The sequence below is a fragment of the Ruegeria sp. YTSC192 genome (genome assembly GCF_059609705.1).
Genome location: NZ_JBXWMG010000011.1, coordinates 19,400 through 35,274 on the forward strand (window position 1 = coordinate 19,400; position 15,875 = coordinate 35,274).

Sequence of the window (15,875 nt, forward strand, 5' to 3'; positions counted from 1 at the left end):
GACTTCAGGGCGTTTATTCGGCAATCGTATAAACGATAGCGTCACCTTTGCCTTTGTTGCGGGCAAACGTGACCTGATTGCCTTCTATTTTGACTTTCAAACAATCCTCTGGGAACTTCTTTTGCCCAACAACGACGTTTCTGCACCAGAACCGTTTGCTCCAGGCCCAGGCGCCAGTAAGCTTTGCATTGTTGCGACCCACGCCGTTTATTCTGCCATCCGGTGATATGATCAACCAGGTATCGCCGCTGACCAGTTTCTTGCCGGCCACGGCTTCGACGAACTGGTTTTGTTTTTTGAGGTCCTTGGCCTGTGCGTCCGTTCCCAATCCGGAGATGAAAAAGGTACTCGCGACAATCGTAACAAAGAGTTTCATCAAAAATCCTTCCACTCAAAGAAAGTGGAAGGATAGCATATCTACGGTCAGTAACGAAGCGGCTTAACTGTTGGCTTCGACCAGCGCTGAAATGATGGATTTGGCACTATCCGAATTCCATTCGGCATCCCCAATCAGGCGCGCGATTTCCTGGCCTTCGGGGTTCAGGATGACCGTGATCGGCAGGGCGATCACACCGAATTCGCGCGCGGCGGCCGAGCTTGGGTCCTGATGGCGGGGCAGGTTTTCGATGCCGTTTTCCTCGAAGAACTTCTTGATCCCCGCAGGCGAATTGCGACCGGTGGCCAGCGTCAGGACCTGAAACTTGTCGCCCCCGAACTCTTCCTGCAACTCGGCGATCTGCGGCATTTCCTTGCGGCAGGGCGCACACCATGTGGCCCAGAAATTCAGCAGCACATATTTGCCTTCGAAATCGGCCAGCGTTCCGGTGCCGCCATCGTTTTCACGCTGAAACTCGATCGTTTTGGCCGCTTTTGGTTCCTTGTGCAGGATCAGCCGTTTCAGGCTGTCTTCACGCAAGGGGGCCAGCGTTTCGGCATCGGTGGCCAAAGCGGCATTTGCACCCAGCGCGAGGGCCATATAAAGGGGGATCAGACGAAATAGGCGCATATCAACTCCGGGTTTTCTTACATGACCGATCAATCTTCGAACCAGATGTGGGGCGGCCGCTTTGCCGCCGGTCCAGACGCGATCATGGAGGCAATCAATGCCTCGATCGGGTTCGATCAGCGGATGGCAGCCCAGGACATTGCAGGCTCGCGTGCCCATGCCGCCATGCTGGCGGCCACAGGCGTTATAAGTGATAGTGATGCGCAGGCCATTCGGGAAGGGCTGCTCACAGTCTTGTCAGAAATCCAGAACGGAGAATTTCAGTTCTCGACCGCGCTGGAAGACATCCACATGAATGTCGAGGCACGCCTGAAAGAGGTGATCGGAGAGCCCGCAGGCCGTCTGCACACGGGTCGATCGCGCAATGATCAGGTGGCAACCGATTTCAAACTCTGGGTCCGTGATCAGTTTGATGCGGCCGAGAGTGGTCTGCTGGCCCTGATCCGCGCGCTTCTGGCACAGGCTGAGGCCGGTGCTGATTGGGTCATGCCCGGTTTCACTCATCTGCAAACCGCGCAGCCGGTGACATGGGGCCATCACATGATGGCCTATGTCGAGATGTTTGGCCGCGACCTGTCCCGTGTTCGCGATGCGCGCGCCCGGATGAACGAATCCCCGCTTGGTGCGGCCGCGCTGGCCGGGACGTCCTTCCCCATCGACCGGCACATGACCGCCGAAGCGCTGGGCTTTGACCGCCCTGCCGCGAACTCGCTGGATGCCGTCAGCGACCGCGACTTCGCGCTGGAATTCCTGTCGACCGCCTCGATCTGCGCCGTGCATCTGTCGCGCTTTGCCGAGGAACTGGTGATCTGGTCCTCGGCCCAGTTCCGGTTTGTCACCCTGTCCGATCGGTTCTCAACCGGGTCGTCGATCATGCCGCAAAAGAAGAACCCCGACGCGGCAGAGCTGATCCGCGCCAAAGTCGGGCGGATCTACGGCGCGAACACCGCGCTAATGATGGTGATGAAGGGCCTGCCGCTGGCCTATTCCAAAGACATGCAGGAAGACAAGGAACAGGTTTTCGACGCCGCCGACAACTGGATGCTGGCGCTGGCGGCGATGGAGGGCATGGTCAAGGATATGACCGCCAACCGCGACAGCCTGGCTGCAGCTGCCGGTTCGGGTTTCTCGACCGCGACCGATTTGGCCGACTGGCTGGTGCGGGTTCTTGGCCTGCCGTTCCGTGATGCCCACCATGTCACCGGTTCGCTGGTGGCGATGGCTGAAAACAAGGGCTGCGACCTGCCTGATTTGACCTTGGACGACATGCAGTCGGTCCATGCGGATATCACCGATGACGTCTATTCTGTTCTTACCGTGCAAAACTCGGTAAACTCGCGCCAATCCTATGGGGGCACCGCCCCGGATCAGGTGCGGGCGCAGGTTGAGCGATGGAAGGCGCTGGTATGATGACAGTTCTACGCATAGCGGTGATTGTGGCGGCTGGGTTCGCGCTGGCTGGATGTGGCGCGGATGGTGAGCCGGTTCAGCCAACGGCAAGCTTGGGTGTTGGCGTCGGCTCCAGCGGAACGCATGTGGGCGGAGGCATCGGCTTCCGCCGCGGGGGCCTTGGGATCTATCTGGGCGTTTAACCGCTGATCTCGTTGTAATTCCGGGCAAAACACCCAAGTTGGGTCTGGCTCGTCAAGGCGCGGCCGTTCGTTCCAGCACTCAGAGACTGACCTCATGCGAATTTTCGGATTTCTTCTGGCGCTCGTCGCGCTTGCGGCCTGCGAGCCAACTTCCAGCCAACGGCCAGAGCCGCAAAAAGAACCCAGTTCAACCGGAGTTTCAGTGTCCGGCTATGCACGTGCCGGGGTGTCGAACGATTTCTGATCGCCCTTCGGCGTATCGTTTCAGTGCGAATCCATTGATCCGCACGCCTCTTTTGGTCTAAGCGCGCTGCTATGGATCATTTTCTCTACCGCGACGGCGCGCTTTACGCCGAGGATGTCCCGATCTCTGAAATCGCAGCCGCGGTCGGAACCCCTTTCTATGTCTATTCGACTGCGACTCTGTTGCGGCATTTCAAGCTGTTCGATGACGCGCTTGAGGGCACGGACCACCTTGTCTGCTATGCGATGAAGGCCGCCAGCAATCAGGCGATCCTGAAGACGCTGGCGCAAGCGGGGGCCGGAATGGATGTGGTCTCGGGCGGGGAATACCTGCGCGCCAAGGCCGCCGGTGTGCCCGGCGACAAGATCGTCTTCTCCGGCGTTGGCAAGACGGCAGATGAGATTCGCATAGCGCTGACTGGCGGTATCCGCCAGTTCAACGTCGAATCCGAACCCGAGATGGAAGTGATCAACGCGGTCGCCGTGGAACTCGGCGTGGTTGCGCCGATTACCGTTCGGGTGAACCCGGATGTGGACGCCAAGACCCATGCAAAAATCGCGACGGGCAAGTCCGAGAACAAGTTCGGCATCCCGATCTCGCGCGCGTCCGAGGTCTATGCCCACGCGGCCTCGCTGCCGGGGTTGGAGGTCATTGGCATCGACGTCCATATCGGTTCGCAACTGACCGAACTGGAGCCGTTTGAGCTGGCCTACACCAAAGTCGCCGAACTGACCGAGCAGTTGCGCGCCGAGGGCCACAATATCCGACGTCTTGATCTGGGCGGTGGGTTGGGCATTCCCTACACCCGCTCGAACGACGCGCCGCCTTTGCCGTTGGAATATGGTGCGCTGATCAAGAAAACACTGGGTCACTTGGGGTGTGAGATCGAAATCGAGCCCGGTCGCCTTATTGCGGGTAATGCCGGGATTATGGTCAGCAAGGTGATCTATGTGAAATCCGGCGAAGGCCGTGACTTCCTGATCGTCGACGGAGCCATGAACGACCTGATCCGCCCGGCGATGTACGAGGCGCATCACGATATCGTTGCCGTGCAGGAACCCGCGGCGGGGATCGAGCAGCAGCCCTATGACATCGTTGGTCCGGTCTGCGAATCCGGTGATACCTTTGCCAAACAGCGCAACATGCCGCCCCTTGCGCCGGGTGATCTGATCGCCTTCCGCAGCGCCGGGGCCTATGGTGCTGTGATGGCCAGCGAATACAACACGCGTCCCCTGATCCCCGAGGTTTTGGTGAATGGGGATCAATTTGCCGTAATTCGTGAACGCCCAAGCTTTGACGAAATCATAAACCGCGATACCATACCTGAGTGGCTCTGACGCGGTAGGCGCGCAGGCCAACCCCGGAGGCCCGCTTTGCGCGACAAACCAAACCTGCCCGTTCCCCGCTTGTCCGTGTGGATGACACATGCCGGATTGCTGGCCGAGCAGGTTTTGCGCGCGTTTTGGCCGTTTTTCTCGGTTTTGATGGCTGCTTTGGCGGCATTGATGCTGGGCCTGCAGGACCTGGTGCGGGTTGAGATTGTTTGGTGTGCCGCCCTAGTTGCGATCATGGCGCTGCTGGTCAGCGCGATCTTGGGGATTCGGCAATTCTACCTCCCGTCACGGGCCGAAGCGCTGGCCCGATTGGATGAAACCCTGCCGGGGCGTCCGATTCAGGCATTAATGGATGATCAGGCGATTGGCGCGGGGGATGCGGATTCGGTTGCCCTCTGGCAGGCGCACAAGGCGCGGATGGCGGACCGCGCGGCGCAAGCACGTGTTGCCAAACCCGACCTGAGACTGGCCGCGCGCGATCCTTATGCCCTGCGCTACGCGGCTTTGCTGGCGCTGGTGGTCGCGGCCCTGTTCGGTTCGTTCTGGCGGATTGGTTCAGTGGCCGAGATGGCCCCCGGAACTGCGGTGGCAGGACAAGGTCCAACATGGGAAGGTTGGGTCGAACCACCGCGTTATACCGGGCTGCCGACGCTCTATCTGGCTGATCAGACCGGACCCGCGCTATCGGTCCCGCAAGGCAGTCGCGTTACCCTGCGTTTCTACGGCGAGGTCGGCGCGCATAGCCTGACCGAAACAAGCTCTCCCCTCGGTGCCGAGGCCGCGACCGCGCCCGAGCAGGACTTCACCGTCGCGCGTTCAGGCCAGATGCGCATTGACGGCCCCGCCGGGCGGGATTGGATGGTGGATGTCATCCCTGACGCCCCGCCCAGCATTGCGGTTGCAGACGTGGCCGAGGCCGAGGCGGGCGGGCAGATGAAGCTGCCCTTTGCGGCTTCGGATGACTATGGGATCGTCTCAGGATCAGCCGTGATCGAGCTGGACTTGGCTTCGGTCGATCGTCGCTATGGCCTGATAGCTGACCCGGAGCCGCGTGAGGTGATCGAGGTCGAATTGCCGATGCCGATCACCGGAGACCGCGCGGATTTCACCGAGGATCTGATCGAAGATTTCTCGCAGCACCCATGGGCGCATCTGCCGGTTCGTATCACGTTGATGGCGCGCGACGCCTCGGATCAGGAAAGCACGTCCGAGCCGTATTTGACCGATCTGCCCGCGCGCCGGTTCTTTGATCCCTTGGCCTCTGCGGTGATCGAACAGCGCCGCGATCTGCTCTGGTCGCGGTCGAATGCGCCGCGTGTCGCACAGGTGCTGCGGGCCGTGTCGCACCGGCCCGAGGAACTGTTTCGCTCCGATACCGCCTATCTGCGGCTGCGGGTTACCCTGCGGCGGTTGGAAACCTTCAACGACTACGGTTTGAAGGACAAACAACAGGCTGAGATCGCGCAGGCCCTTTGGGATCTGGCGGTCTTGATTGAAGACGGCACTCTGGCAGATGCACTGGAGCGGATGCGTCGGGCGCAGGAGCGTCTGACCGAAGCGATGCAGAACGGGGCCAGCGATGAGGAAATCGCCGAGCTGATGCAAGAATTGCGCGAGGCCACGCAGGACTACCTGAACCAGTTGCAGCGTCTTGCGCAAGAAAACGGCGACAGTGATGAGCGCCAGTCCGGTCAGAACGGCGAAAGCATGCAGATGACGCAGGACGATCTGCAGGCCATGATGGATCGCATTCAAGAGCTGATGGAACAGGGCCGCATGGCCGAGGCGCAGCAGGCGCTGGAAGAGTTCCAGCAGATGATGGAAAACATGCGCGTCACCCAGGGCCAGGGGCAGGGTGGCCAATCCGAGGGGCAACAGGCCATGGAAGGCTTGGCCGAGACCCTGCGCGAACAGCAAGGCCTGAGCGATCAGGCGTTCCGCGATCTGCAGGAACAGTTCAATCCCGGTGCTCAGGCCGGAGAAAATCAGGGCAATGAGGGTCGCAATGGCGGTCAGGGACGGGGCGAAAGCCACGAGGGTCAGGGCGGTCAGGGTCAGGGCTCGGATCAGGCGGGCGAGGGCCAATCGGGCGAAGGCTCCTTGGCGGATCGGCAAGAGGCCCTGCGGCAGGAATTGAACCGACAGCAACAGGGCTTGCCCGGTGCAGGCACCCCCGAAGGCGACGCGGCGCGCGATGCGCTGGGCCGCGCGGATAACGCAATGGAAGAGGCCGAAGAGGCCCTGCGTGGCAATGATCTGGCCGAAGCGATCGACCGTCAGTCCGAGGCGATGGAGGCCCTGCGCGAAGGGATGCGATCCTTGGGTGAGGCCATGGCGCAGAACCAGCAGAACCAATCCGGACAAGGCACCGAGGAAGGTGAGGCGCAAGCCAACAGCCGCGATCCGCTGGGCCGCAATCCCGGTGCGGCCGGGTCGATCTCGACCGATGACAACCTGTTACAGGGCGAAGACGTCTACCGCCGTGCGCGCGAGCTGTTGGACGAGATACGCCGTAGGACCGGCGAAACCGACCGGCCCGAGATCGAGCTGGAATACCTCAAACGTCTGCTGGAACGGTTCTGAGCCGCTATATCGTTTCGGGTTAAACCTGCGACACGAATACCCTGCCAAGTTTTCAGCGCTATCAGGACATTCGTGTCACTTGATGACCAAGGTAAAACCCGAAACGCTTTATTCCTGTGGCGCGCCAGCCCCGGCTTGCGTCTCAAGCCAGATACGGGCCTGATCGATCAGGGATACATACGAGTCCAGCGCAGGATCGGCTTGCGGCACGGCCTCGCTGATCTGTTGCGCATTGCCGTAGATCAGATACAGGATCACGCCGATGATCAACATCACGGCAAAACCGCGCACGAACCCTCGGGATTGTTTGGGCGGGGGCGTATCGTCGGCCTCATCGCTCAGCATGCCCGAGTTGATGGTCTCAACATCCGGAAGCTCATCCTTCTGCCCCGCATCCTCGGCGGTCTCGGTCGCAGTCGGGCGCTTGATCTGAAACTCGGGTTCCACAGAATCATCCAGCGCCAGATCCGGTTGCGTTTCAAGGCTGCTGCCCTCTTGAGAGCGCAGCTCAGCCTCACGCGCAGCCTCTTCCTTCAAAATGCTGGCGACGGCAGGGTCAACACTGCCGGTTTTGCCAGAATCTGAGGGAGTCTCGTCCGCAACTTCGGCGCTTTTCTCGGGTTCAAGGGTTGGCTCTGGTGTGGGCTCAGGGCCAGCCTCGGCGGTGGTATCAGGTGTTTCGGTAGCGGGTGCTGCGTCTTCGGGGTGCTTGGGCTGAAACCACGTCTGGTCACAGGCGGAACACTGCACATCGCGCCCCTCTTCGGGGATCACCTCGTCCGGCACTTCGTACTGAGCGCCGCAATTCGGACATGTAAGTCTCATACTGCCTCCCCGGCCTGACGTTCGGCCCGATAGTAGTTTTTTCAAGGATGATATTCCGTTAAGACCCAACAGCAAAGGGCGTTTTCGGTTTCATGGGGCAAGTGTCGCCAATTGGACCCGGTGCAGGCATTGAAACCGCAGGCAAGCTCGGGCAAGAAGATCGGCAAAAGAACTGGGGACACCTGTGATCGAGCTGGAAAATGTCAGCTATACCTATGGCGACGGCGCATTGCTGAGCGATGTCTCGGTCAAATTGCAGCCCGGCTCGTTCCATTTCCTGACCGGACCTTCCGGCGCGGGCAAAACCACTTTGTTAAAGCTGTGCTATGGCGCGTTGTTGCCGACCTCGGGTCGGTTGAGCGTGTTTGACGAAGATATCGCGCGTCTGGATCGGGATCAGATGGCCCTGCTGCGGCGTCGCGTCGGCGTTGTGCATCAGGATTGCCAGTTTCTGGATCACATGACGCTGGCTGAAAACGTGGCCCTGCCGTTGATGGTCTCGGGCCGTGCCGAGTCGGAAGAGCAGGACAACCTGACTGAGCTTTTGTCCTGGGTCGGGCTGGGGGCCCGGTTAGACGCGCATCCGCCCGAACTGTCGGGCGGCGAACGTCAGCGTGCGGCTTTGGCCCGCGCCGTGATCCTGTCGCCTGATGTGGTGCTGGCGGATGAGCCGACCGGCAACGTCGATTGGGAGATGTCGCAACGGCTGTTGCGTCTTTTGGTCGAGCTGAACCGCATGGGCAAAACCGTCCTGATTGCCACCCACGACCTGAGCTTGATCCGGGCGGCCAAAAGCCAGGTTCAGGCCCGCGTGCTGCGCATCTCGCAGCGCAAACTGCATTTGGCCGGAGCGGACCTATGAGCAATGGTGACATCCGCAACCTGCTGCGCCGGGATACACGCGCGGATCGCGTTGTCCCCCCGACCGGGTATACCGCGCATCTGACCCTGTTTGTCTCAGGCGCAATGGCGTTTCTGGCGGTGTTTGCCTTGGCGCTTTCGCTGGCCTCGGGGCGGGTCGCGGATCGTTGGGCCTCGGAACTGGCGGGGGCTGCCACCTTGCGCATCAACGCCCCGGCCGAGCAGATGGCGGCGCAGACGGAAACCGCGCTGACCGTTCTTGGCCAGACACCCGGCGTTGCCTCGGCCCGCGCGCTGACGGCCGAGGAACAAGCCGCGCTGCTGTCACCATGGTTCGGGCCGGACTTGCCGATTGAAACGCTACCTATCCCGCAACTGATTGAAATCGTTGAAGGTGAGCCGGGTCTGGACACCGCGGGTCTACGCCTGCGATTGGGCGCTGAAGTGCCCGGAGCGGTTCTGGATGATCACACCCGTTGGCGCGAGCCCTTGGTGGATGCAGCGATGTCCCTGCGACGGCTGGGCTGGGTCTCGATCCTGCTGATCGGAGGCGCGACTGCGGCCATGATCACACTGGCGGCCAACGCCTCGCTTGCTGCGAATGCCAGCATCATCGCGGTGTTGCGGCAGGTGGGCGCGCGGGATCGGTTCATCGCAGGCGCATTCGTGCGCCGCTTTACCTACCGCGCTTTCTTTGGCGCATTTGTCGGAACCATGTTGGGGATGACGGGCGTTCTGCTTTTGCCCAACCCCTCGGATGAGGGTGGATTTCTGACCGGAGTAGGGTTTCAGGGGCTTGGCTGGGTGCTGCCTTTGCTGATCCCCGTTCTGGGTGCCGTGGTTGCATTCCTTGCCACCTGGACCGCTTCGCGCCGTAAGTTGAAGGAGCTTTCCTGATGTTAAAGGGCTTTCAGTGGATTCGTTCCCTGATCTTCATGATTGTGATCTACGCTTGGATGCTGATCCTCGGCATTGTATTTCTGCCCTACGCGATCTTCACGAAGCGCGGTGCGCGGCAAGCCTGCAAGACATATGCCCGCAGCACCATGTGGCTTGCGCGCTGGATGGTCGGTATCCGGTGCGAGGTGCGCGGCACGGTCCCAACGGGTGAAGTTGTCGTAGGTGCCAAGCACCAGTCTTTCCTTGATATCATCATGATTTTCGCCGCCGTCCCGAATGGTAAGTTCATCATGAAACGAGAGCTGCTATGGACCCCGGTCATCGGAATGTATGCCCGTCGTTTGGGTTGCATCCCGGTCAATCGCGGCAAGAAAGGTGTGGCGGTGGCCAAAATGGTCAAAGACGTCGCAAAGGAATTCGCCGAACCCGGCCAGTTGGTCATCTACCCTCAGGGCACCCGTGTCGCGCCCGGTGTGTCCAAACCCTATAAGGTCGGCACGGCGATCCTGTATGGGGGGTTGGGCTTTCCCTGCGTGCCGGTTGCGACCAATGCCGGCGTATTCTGGCCGCGCAGCGGTATCTTGCGCAAGCCGGGGCTGGCGATCGTCGATTTCCTGGACCCGATTGAACCGGGCGTCGAACGGGACGCGTTTCTGAGCCGTTTGGAAGACGTGATCGAGACACGCTCAGACGCGTTGATGAAAGAAGTGGGGTTTGATCCGGATGGAGTTCATTGAAGACATCCCGAGCCTAGAGGCACTTTATGGCACGCCCGGCGCGCCATCGTTGCGCAAGGTCGCGCACAGCCTGACGCCGCTCTACCGGCGATGGATCATGGCATCGCGCCTATGTGTTCTCAGCACCGTTGGCCCAGAAGGGGTCGATGGCAGCCCGCGCGGTGACGATGGGCCAGTTGTTTCCGAGCTTGATCCCAACACGTTGGCAATGCCGGATTGGCGGGGAAACAACCGTCTGGATTCCTTGCGCAATATCGTTCGCGACCCGAGGGTTTCGGTGATGTTCATCGTGCCCGGCTCCAACACTGTGGTCCGCCTGAACGGGACGGCGCGCGTATCTGCGGACGAAGGGTTGAGGGCGCGGTTCGAAAAACAAGGCAAGCAACCGGCCACCGTAATTGTTATCTCGATTGCCGAGATCTACACCCAATGCGCCCGGGCCTTGATGCGGGCTGGCACGTGGACGTCCGGCGATCAAAGCGATGGATTGCCTACAGTTGGCGAGATCCTTGCAGAAGCCTCATCCGGTGAGGAAGGCGGCGCGCAATACGACCAGGAATGGGGCGTGCGTGCCGCAAAGACGATGTGGTAGGCACGGCAGCTAGACCGCCTGTGCGCCAATTCTGGCGACCTTGGATATCCAACGATCGACGCTTCCAGGCTTTGGTTCGCTGGCCCCTGCGAAATATGTAAACCGCGTTGGCTTGAAACCGACAAAACCGAGTATCTGATCACGAACTTGCCGGATCAGCGCTTGACGGTAGATCAGGCGCATGAACCAGCCAGGTGTGTCCGAGGTCAGGATGACTCGCGCGGTGCGGCCGGTCAGCATCGGGGCCGGAAAGCCCAGCTTGGTGGTGTTTCGTGTATCGAATGTTCGTCCCGGGATGAACATGCGATCAATCAGGCCTTTCAGCTTTGCGGGCAGGCCGCCCCACCACATTGGCGCTGTCATAACGAGATGATCGCTCCATTCGAAATCCTGCAACAGCTTCTCAAGCTCGGGTTCCAGGGGTTTGAACGCGTGATAGTTGCCCTGTCCAAAATCGAGATCGAACTGAAGGTCGCTCAGATGGATCAGGCGGACGTCATGACCGTTCTGGCGCGCGGCGTCGCCGTAGGTTTTCGCAAACGTCCGGGACAGGCTGTTTTCGGCTGGGTGTCCGTCGAGGATCAGGATTTTCTTGGTGTGCATGGGATGTCTCCTAAAAATGACCGTGGTCAGTTTATATGGTAAAAAAATGACCGCGGTCAATATTAAATTTGACCACGGTCAAAAAACATGCAATCTGGCCTCATGCAAAAGACAGTTCAGAAACGCACGTTGAAAACCCGCGCCCGCCTGATGGCAGTGTCGGAAGAGTTGATTCAGAAAAACGGGTATGAGGGCCTTCGGGTGGAAGAGGTTGTGCAATTGGCCGGTGTCGCCAAGGGCACCTTCTTTGCCCATTTCCGCGACAAGGATGCGTTAATGGAGATCCTGATCACAGACAGATTGAATACGTGCCTGGATCAGGCCGAGGCGGGGCCGTCGCCGAAAACCGTCAAGCAGCTTATCGCTGCGTTGGAACCGGTCCACAGTTTCATGATGTCCGAGCGGTATGTGTTTGATCTGCTGATCCGGTACTCTGGCGCAACCGCTATCGCGGATGTTGGGCCGATCGCTTATTGCTTTGAGCGGTATTTCCGGGTGGTTATGATGTGGCTGGACGCAGCCGAGATGCGCAAGGACGTGCCGTCCGAGCTTTTGGCCGAAGGTGTGCAGGCCTTTGCGATTCAGGCCATGTCGCTCAGGTTCTGTGCGTTGCACTCGGCGACAACGTTCACCGACAGGCTGGAAACCTACCTGAATGCCTGGTTGACCCCGACAGGCTGATCGCTGCCGGGGTCAGAGAGATTTAGCTGTGAATTGGGCCGTCACCACAGGCCAGAGCGGCCTCACGCACCGCTTCCGAATAGGTCGGGTGGGCGTGGCAGGTCAGGGCCAGATCCTCGGCTGAGGCGCCGAATTCCATTGCCACGCAAACCTCGTGGATCAGATCGCCCGCAGCGGGGCCAATGATATGCGCGCCCAGAATCCGGTCGGTTTCCTTGTCTGCCAGAATCTTGACGAAGCCGTCAGAGGCAAAGTTGGCCTTGGCGCGGCCATTGCCCATGAACATGAACTTGCCGACCTTGTAGGCGCGGCCTTGCTCTTTCAGCGTTGCCTCGGTTTCACCCACATTGGCAACCTCGGGCCAGGTGTAGATCACGCCGGGGATGACGCCGTAATTCACGTGGCCGTGCTTTCCGGCGACTTGTTCGGCCGCAGCCATACCTTCGTCTTCGGCCTTGTGGGCCAGCATCGGGCCTTCGATCACGTCGCCAATGGCGTAGATGCCGGGGATATTTGTTTGCCAGTCAGCGCCCACCTTGATCTGCCCGCGCGGGGTCATCTCAACGCCAAGTGCGTCCAGTCCCAGCCCATCCGAGTAAGGCTTGCGCCCCGTCGCAACCAGCACGGTGTCGGCGTCGATCACATGCTCGCTGTCATCTTTGAGCAGCTTGTAAGTCACCTTGGCTTTGGTCTTGGTGGCTTCGGTCTTTTGCACCGCCGCGCCCATGACAAAGTTCAGGCCCTGTTTCTTCAGGATACGCTGGAAGGTCTTCTGCACTTCGGGGTCCATACCCGGCGTGATTTCCTTGAGGAATTCGATCACCGTCACTTCGGCGCCCAGACGGCTGTAAACCGAGCCCAGCTCCAGACCGATAACGCCCGCGCCGATCACAACCATCTTTTTCGGAATCTTGCCCAGCGACAGCGCGCCGGTCGAGGTCACGACGACCTTTTCGTCCACTTCGACACCCGGCAGCGCGGATGGCTCGGACCCCGAGGCGATGATGATGTTCTTGGCTTCATGCACCTCATCGCCGACCTTGACCTTGCCAGCAGCAGGGATCGAGCCCCAACCTTTCAGCCAGTCGATCTTGTTCTTCTTGAACAGGAACTCGATGCCTTTGGTGTTGCCGTCGATCACCTCGTCCTTGTAGGCCTGCATCTGCTTCCAATCGACCGAAGGCGATTTGCCCTTCAGGCCCATCTTGGCAAAGTTATGCTCGGCCTCATGCAATTGGTGCGAGGCATGCAACAGCGCCTTGGACGGGATACAGCCCACGTTCAGGCAGGTGCCGCCCAATGTTTCGCGCCCTTCGACCACGGCGGTTTTCAAGCCCAACTGCGCGCAACGGATGGCGCAGACATAGCCGCCGGGGCCGGCGCCGATTACGATGACGTCATAATTTGCCATGGGTCATTTCCCTTGTTTGTTTGGTATCCGCTATTTGCGATTGGCTGCCAGATGCAGCTTGGCTTCTGCATCAAAGCGTTTTCGTTGGTTTCGGGGAAGCGCATTTCTGTACCTTGCAATGTTTCTGAGCGCCGCAGCCTTGGCCGGGTCATTCAGGGCCAGAATTGCACCAAAGATCGGGGGGATAAGCATGAGGTAAGCGGCCAGTGTGAGGGACAGGGCGCTCGGCTGTCCTGCAGGTGCAATCACAAGACCCACAGCAGCAAGCGCGATCAGAGCGTAGAAGAACCAGTTCGCCCACAAGGGTCTGCTGAGCCCGTAAAGTTCGCGAAACCGGCCATGCGCGACAAGCATCGCTGCAATGAATGTCAACTGAACGACAAATCGCGATGCGTCCCGGAAATTCAACAGATCCAGTGCCCAGCCGGTCAGGAAAACCAAAGCGGACACCATGGCAACCAACCGGATGAAAGTCAGCACCACAATTCGCGTGTCTGTTTCCAGCGCAGAATGATCGCTGATCTGCTGGGCCAGCGAACCCAAGTCCTGCGAAGGATCAGTCAAATCAGTCTGCTGCGACGAAGACATCTTTCTATCCCCGTCGCGTTTCCCGTCTTTCAGCACCCGGATTCTCCAGCTCGCAATCGATACTTCATCTCTTTGGCGGTCCCTTCGTGACCGAGGGCCGCAGGGAAAGTGAAAAACTGCCCCTGCGGGTAGGCTTATACCGGTTCCAGCAGTTTGATGCTGATATGTGCGATGCCGCCCCGTTCGTGGTGCATCGCCAGCTCTTCCGAATCGAAAAAGGCCCGCGCCTTGTCGAGGTTTGTAACCTCGAACATGGCGATTGCATGGTCGCGCTGATCGGGATCGCGCCAGATATGCAGGTCGCGAATGCCCGCAGCCTCGCGTATTGGCTGGTCTTCCCGGAACACGCTTAGCCAGGCATCGAAATCGGCCACATCGGCCTGCCAGAGGACATGAGTTGCCATGATCACAGGTCCATCAACAGGCGGCGTGGATCTTCCAGCGCCTCTTTCACGCGGACAAGGAAGGTCACCGCGCCTTTGCCATCGACGATCCGGTGGTCATAGGACAGCGCCAGATACATCATCGGACGGATCACAACCTGACCGTTGATCGCCATCGGACGGTCCTGGATTTTGTGCATGCCCAGAATGCCCGATTGCGGGGGGTTCAGGATCGGCGACGACATCAGCGAGCCATAGACACCACCGTTCGAGATGGTGAAGGTGCCACCCTGCATCTCGGCCATGCTCAGCTTGCCGTCACGGGCGCGTTTGCCTTTCTCGGCGATGGCTTTCTCGATCCCGGCGAAAGACATCGAGTCCGCATCGCGGATGACCGGAACCACCAGACCTGTGGGCGTACCGGCGGCGACGCCCATATGGACGAAGTTCTTGTAGACGATGTCTGTACCGTCAATCTCGGCATTCACCTCGGGCACTTCTTTCAGCGCGTGGCAGCAGGCCTTGGTGAAGAACGACATAAAGCCCAGACGCACGCCGTGCTTCTTCTCGAACTGGTCTTTGTACTGGTTGCGCAGGGCCATCACCTCGGTCATGTCCACCTCGTTATAGGTGGTCAGCATGGCGGCGGTGTTCTGGCTGTCTTTCAGACGCTTGGCGATGGTCTGACGCAGGCGGGTCATCTTGACCCGTTCTTCGCGCGCGGCGTCATCGGCGGCAACCGGTGCACGCGGCGCAGGGGCTGACGCCGGAGCGGCGGCAGGCGCGGGTGCAGCAGCCGTTGCCACGGCGCGGGCTACGTCCTCTTTCATGATACGCCCATCGCGACCGGTGCCAGAGACCTGAGCGGCAGACAGACCAGCCTCGGCCATGGCTTTTTCCGCCGACGGCGCGTTGGCAACATCCTTGCCGGTTGCAGCTGCAGCCGGGGCTGCTGCGGCGGCAGGGGCGGCTGCTGGGGCAGCGCTTGCACCGGAGCCCGAGATCACGGCCAGTTTGGCCGATGCATCCACGGTTGTGCCTTCGGGCGCGACGATTTCCGCCAGAACGCCAGCGGCGGGGGCGGGAACCTCGACCGAGACCTTGTCGGTCTCCAGCTCACACAGCATTTCATCCTGCGCAACGGCGTCGCCAACCTGCTTGAACCAGGTCGAGACGGTGGCTTCGGTCACCGATTCACCCAGCGTGGGCACCATCACATCGACGCTGCCACCCGACGCTGCCGGAGCGGCCGCGGGTGCCGGGACTGCTGCTGCCGGGGCAGGGGCCGCGCCTTCACCTGCGGCGATCGTGGCCAGCAGGGCATCCACGCCAACGGTCTCGCCTTCTGCGGCGACAATCTCGCCCATCACGCCAGCTGCGGGCGAGGGCACTTCGACCGTGACCTTGTCAGTCTCCAACTCACACAGCATTTCATCCACGGCCACGGCGTCACCGGGTTTCTTGAACCAGGTCGCAACCGTGGCTTCAGTGACAGACTCGCCAAGCGTGGGAACACGAACTTCGATCGTCATCGT

General features: G+C 60.2%; 17 protein-coding genes. 9 read left to right on the top strand and 8 right to left on the bottom strand.

What is annotated here, in order from left to right:
* Positions 1 to 13: 13 nt before the first annotated feature.
* Both AC2FD8_RS15300 and AC2FD8_RS15305 read right to left on the bottom strand, forming a co-directional pair.
* Positions 14 to 376 (bottom strand): hypothetical protein, encoded by a 363-nt coding sequence (locus AC2FD8_RS15300; RefSeq protein WP_496857477.1) that lies wholly within the window; start codon positions 374 to 376, stop codon positions 14 to 16.
* A 63-nt stretch (positions 377 to 439) separates the two neighbouring features.
* Positions 440 to 1,006, bottom strand: a complete 567-nt coding sequence (locus AC2FD8_RS15305; RefSeq protein WP_496857479.1) for a TlpA disulfide reductase family protein — start codon at positions 1,004 to 1,006, stop codon at positions 440 to 442.
* 21 nt (positions 1,007 to 1,027) lie between these two features.
* Here AC2FD8_RS15305 and argH point away from each other — a divergent pair, with 21 nt between their 5' ends.
* The 4 genes from argH to AC2FD8_RS15325 all read left to right on the top strand — a co-directional run bounded on the left by argH (position 1,028) and on the right by AC2FD8_RS15325 (position 6,759).
* Positions 1,028 to 2,416, top strand: a complete 1,389-nt coding sequence (argH, locus tag AC2FD8_RS15310) for an argininosuccinate lyase (RefSeq protein WP_496857481.1) — start codon at positions 1,028 to 1,030, stop codon at positions 2,414 to 2,416.
* Positions 2,416 to 2,598 carry an argininosuccinate lyase gene (locus AC2FD8_RS15315; protein ID WP_496874320.1) on the top strand — a complete coding sequence of 61 codons (183 nt, stop codon included), beginning with the start codon at positions 2,416 to 2,418 and terminating at the stop codon, positions 2,596 to 2,598. The genes argH and AC2FD8_RS15315 overlap by 1 nt, the downstream gene beginning before the upstream one ends.
* Before the next feature lie 315 nt (positions 2,599 to 2,913).
* A complete protein-coding gene (gene lysA, locus AC2FD8_RS15320) occupies positions 2,914 to 4,179 on the top strand; it encodes a diaminopimelate decarboxylase (protein ID WP_496857485.1) in 1,266 nt (421 codons plus the stop codon).
* A 36-nt stretch (positions 4,180 to 4,215) separates the two neighbouring features.
* Positions 4,216 to 6,759 carry a TIGR02302 family protein gene (locus AC2FD8_RS15325; protein ID WP_496857486.1) on the top strand — a complete coding sequence of 848 codons (2,544 nt, stop codon included), beginning with the start codon at positions 4,216 to 4,218 and terminating at the stop codon, positions 6,757 to 6,759.
* 108 nt (positions 6,760 to 6,867) lie between these two features.
* Here the strand turns inward: AC2FD8_RS15325 and AC2FD8_RS15330 are convergent, their stop codons facing one another.
* Positions 6,868 to 7,584, bottom strand: coding sequence for a zinc-ribbon domain-containing protein (locus AC2FD8_RS15330; protein ID WP_496857488.1), 717 nt, complete (start codon positions 7,582 to 7,584; stop codon positions 6,868 to 6,870).
* A 184-nt stretch (positions 7,585 to 7,768) separates the two neighbouring features.
* On the opposite strand from AC2FD8_RS15330, the gene AC2FD8_RS15335 reads away from it, so the two are divergent.
* From AC2FD8_RS15335 to AC2FD8_RS15350, 4 genes are read left to right on the top strand one after another with little or no spacing between them, the layout of a single operon-like run.
* The gene (locus AC2FD8_RS15335) at positions 7,769 to 8,446 is read left to right on the top strand and encodes a cell division ATP-binding protein FtsE (RefSeq protein ID WP_496857489.1); all 678 of its coding nucleotides are present in this window, start codon (positions 7,769 to 7,771) and stop codon (positions 8,444 to 8,446) included.
* A complete protein-coding gene (locus tag AC2FD8_RS15340; RefSeq protein WP_496857491.1) occupies positions 8,443 to 9,342 on the top strand; it encodes a cell division protein FtsX in 900 nt (299 codons plus the stop codon). Before AC2FD8_RS15335 ends, AC2FD8_RS15340 begins: the two co-directional genes overlap by 4 nt.
* Positions 9,342 to 10,082, top strand: a complete 741-nt coding sequence (locus AC2FD8_RS15345; RefSeq protein WP_496857493.1) for a lysophospholipid acyltransferase family protein — start codon at positions 9,342 to 9,344, stop codon at positions 10,080 to 10,082. Before AC2FD8_RS15340 ends, AC2FD8_RS15345 begins: the two co-directional genes overlap by 1 nt.
* Positions 10,069 to 10,674 (top strand): pyridoxamine 5'-phosphate oxidase family protein, encoded by a 606-nt coding sequence (locus tag AC2FD8_RS15350; RefSeq protein ID WP_496857495.1) that lies wholly within the window; start codon positions 10,069 to 10,071, stop codon positions 10,672 to 10,674. Before AC2FD8_RS15345 ends, AC2FD8_RS15350 begins: the two co-directional genes overlap by 14 nt.
* Before the next feature lie 9 nt (positions 10,675 to 10,683).
* On the opposite strand, the gene AC2FD8_RS15355 is transcribed toward AC2FD8_RS15350, so the two are convergent.
* Entirely contained in the window at positions 10,684 to 11,277 is a 594-nt protein-coding gene (locus AC2FD8_RS15355; protein WP_496857497.1) for an NAD(P)H-dependent oxidoreductase, read from the bottom strand.
* A 102-nt stretch (positions 11,278 to 11,379) separates the two neighbouring features.
* Between AC2FD8_RS15355 and AC2FD8_RS15360 the strand changes: the two genes are divergently transcribed.
* The gene (locus AC2FD8_RS15360; RefSeq protein WP_496857499.1) at positions 11,380 to 11,958 is read left to right on the top strand and encodes a TetR/AcrR family transcriptional regulator; all 579 of its coding nucleotides are present in this window, start codon (positions 11,380 to 11,382) and stop codon (positions 11,956 to 11,958) included.
* A 22-nt stretch (positions 11,959 to 11,980) separates the two neighbouring features.
* On the opposite strand, the gene lpdA is transcribed toward AC2FD8_RS15360, so the two are convergent.
* The 4 genes from lpdA to odhB all read right to left on the bottom strand — a co-directional run bounded on the left by lpdA (position 11,981) and on the right by odhB (position 15,872).
* On the bottom strand, positions 11,981 to 13,369 hold the full coding sequence (gene lpdA, locus AC2FD8_RS15365; RefSeq protein ID WP_496857501.1) for a dihydrolipoyl dehydrogenase: 1,389 nt from the start codon (positions 13,367 to 13,369) through the stop codon (positions 11,981 to 11,983).
* A 30-nt stretch (positions 13,370 to 13,399) separates the two neighbouring features.
* A complete protein-coding gene (locus AC2FD8_RS15370) occupies positions 13,400 to 13,957 on the bottom strand; it encodes a hypothetical protein (RefSeq protein ID WP_496857503.1) in 558 nt (185 codons plus the stop codon).
* A 134-nt stretch (positions 13,958 to 14,091) separates the two neighbouring features.
* Complete coding sequence (locus AC2FD8_RS15375) at positions 14,092 to 14,361, bottom strand: hypothetical protein (protein ID WP_496857505.1); 270 nt, start codon at positions 14,359 to 14,361, stop codon at positions 14,092 to 14,094.
* A gap of 2 nt (positions 14,362 to 14,363) precedes the next feature.
* On the bottom strand, positions 14,364 to 15,872 hold the full coding sequence (odhB, locus tag AC2FD8_RS15380) for a 2-oxoglutarate dehydrogenase complex dihydrolipoyllysine-residue succinyltransferase (protein WP_496857507.1): 1,509 nt from the start codon (positions 15,870 to 15,872) through the stop codon (positions 14,364 to 14,366).
* Between the last annotated feature and the right edge of the window lie 3 nt (positions 15,873 to 15,875).

Bases quoted from the DNA above. Each gene is read 5' to 3' on its own strand.
- AC2FD8_RS15300 (WP_496857477.1), bottom strand. From the start codon at position 376: ATGAAACTCTTTGTTACGATTGTCGCGAGTACCTTTTTCATCTCCGGA.
- AC2FD8_RS15305 (WP_496857479.1), bottom strand. From the start codon at position 1,006: ATGCGCCTATTTCGTCTGATCCCCCTTTATATGGCCCTCGCGCTGGGT.
- argH (WP_496857481.1), top strand. From the start codon at position 1,028: ATGACCGATCAATCTTCGAACCAGATGTGGGGCGGCCGCTTTGCCGCC.
- AC2FD8_RS15315 (WP_496874320.1), top strand. From the start codon at position 2,416: ATGACAGTTCTACGCATAGCGGTGATTGTGGCGGCTGGGTTCGCGCTG.
- lysA (WP_496857485.1), top strand. From the start codon at position 2,914: ATGGATCATTTTCTCTACCGCGACGGCGCGCTTTACGCCGAGGATGTC.
- AC2FD8_RS15330 (WP_496857488.1), bottom strand. From the start codon at position 7,584: ATGAGACTTACATGTCCGAATTGCGGCGCTCAGTACGAAGTGCCGGAC.
- AC2FD8_RS15340 (WP_496857491.1), top strand. From the start codon at position 8,443: ATGAGCAATGGTGACATCCGCAACCTGCTGCGCCGGGATACACGCGCG.
- AC2FD8_RS15345 (WP_496857493.1), top strand. From the start codon at position 9,342: ATGTTAAAGGGCTTTCAGTGGATTCGTTCCCTGATCTTCATGATTGTG.
- AC2FD8_RS15350 (WP_496857495.1), top strand. From the start codon at position 10,069: ATGGAGTTCATTGAAGACATCCCGAGCCTAGAGGCACTTTATGGCACG.
- AC2FD8_RS15355 (WP_496857497.1), bottom strand. From the start codon at position 11,277: ATGCACACCAAGAAAATCCTGATCCTCGACGGACACCCAGCCGAAAAC.
- AC2FD8_RS15360 (WP_496857499.1), top strand. From the start codon at position 11,380: ATGCAAAAGACAGTTCAGAAACGCACGTTGAAAACCCGCGCCCGCCTG.
- lpdA (WP_496857501.1), bottom strand. From the start codon at position 13,369: ATGGCAAATTATGACGTCATCGTAATCGGCGCCGGCCCCGGCGGCTAT.
- AC2FD8_RS15370 (WP_496857503.1), bottom strand. From the start codon at position 13,957: ATGTCTTCGTCGCAGCAGACTGATTTGACTGATCCTTCGCAGGACTTG.
- AC2FD8_RS15375 (WP_496857505.1), bottom strand. From the start codon at position 14,361: ATGGCAACTCATGTCCTCTGGCAGGCCGATGTGGCCGATTTCGATGCC.
- odhB (WP_496857507.1), bottom strand. From the start codon at position 15,872: ATGACGATCGAAGTTCGTGTTCCCACGCTTGGCGAGTCTGTCACTGAA.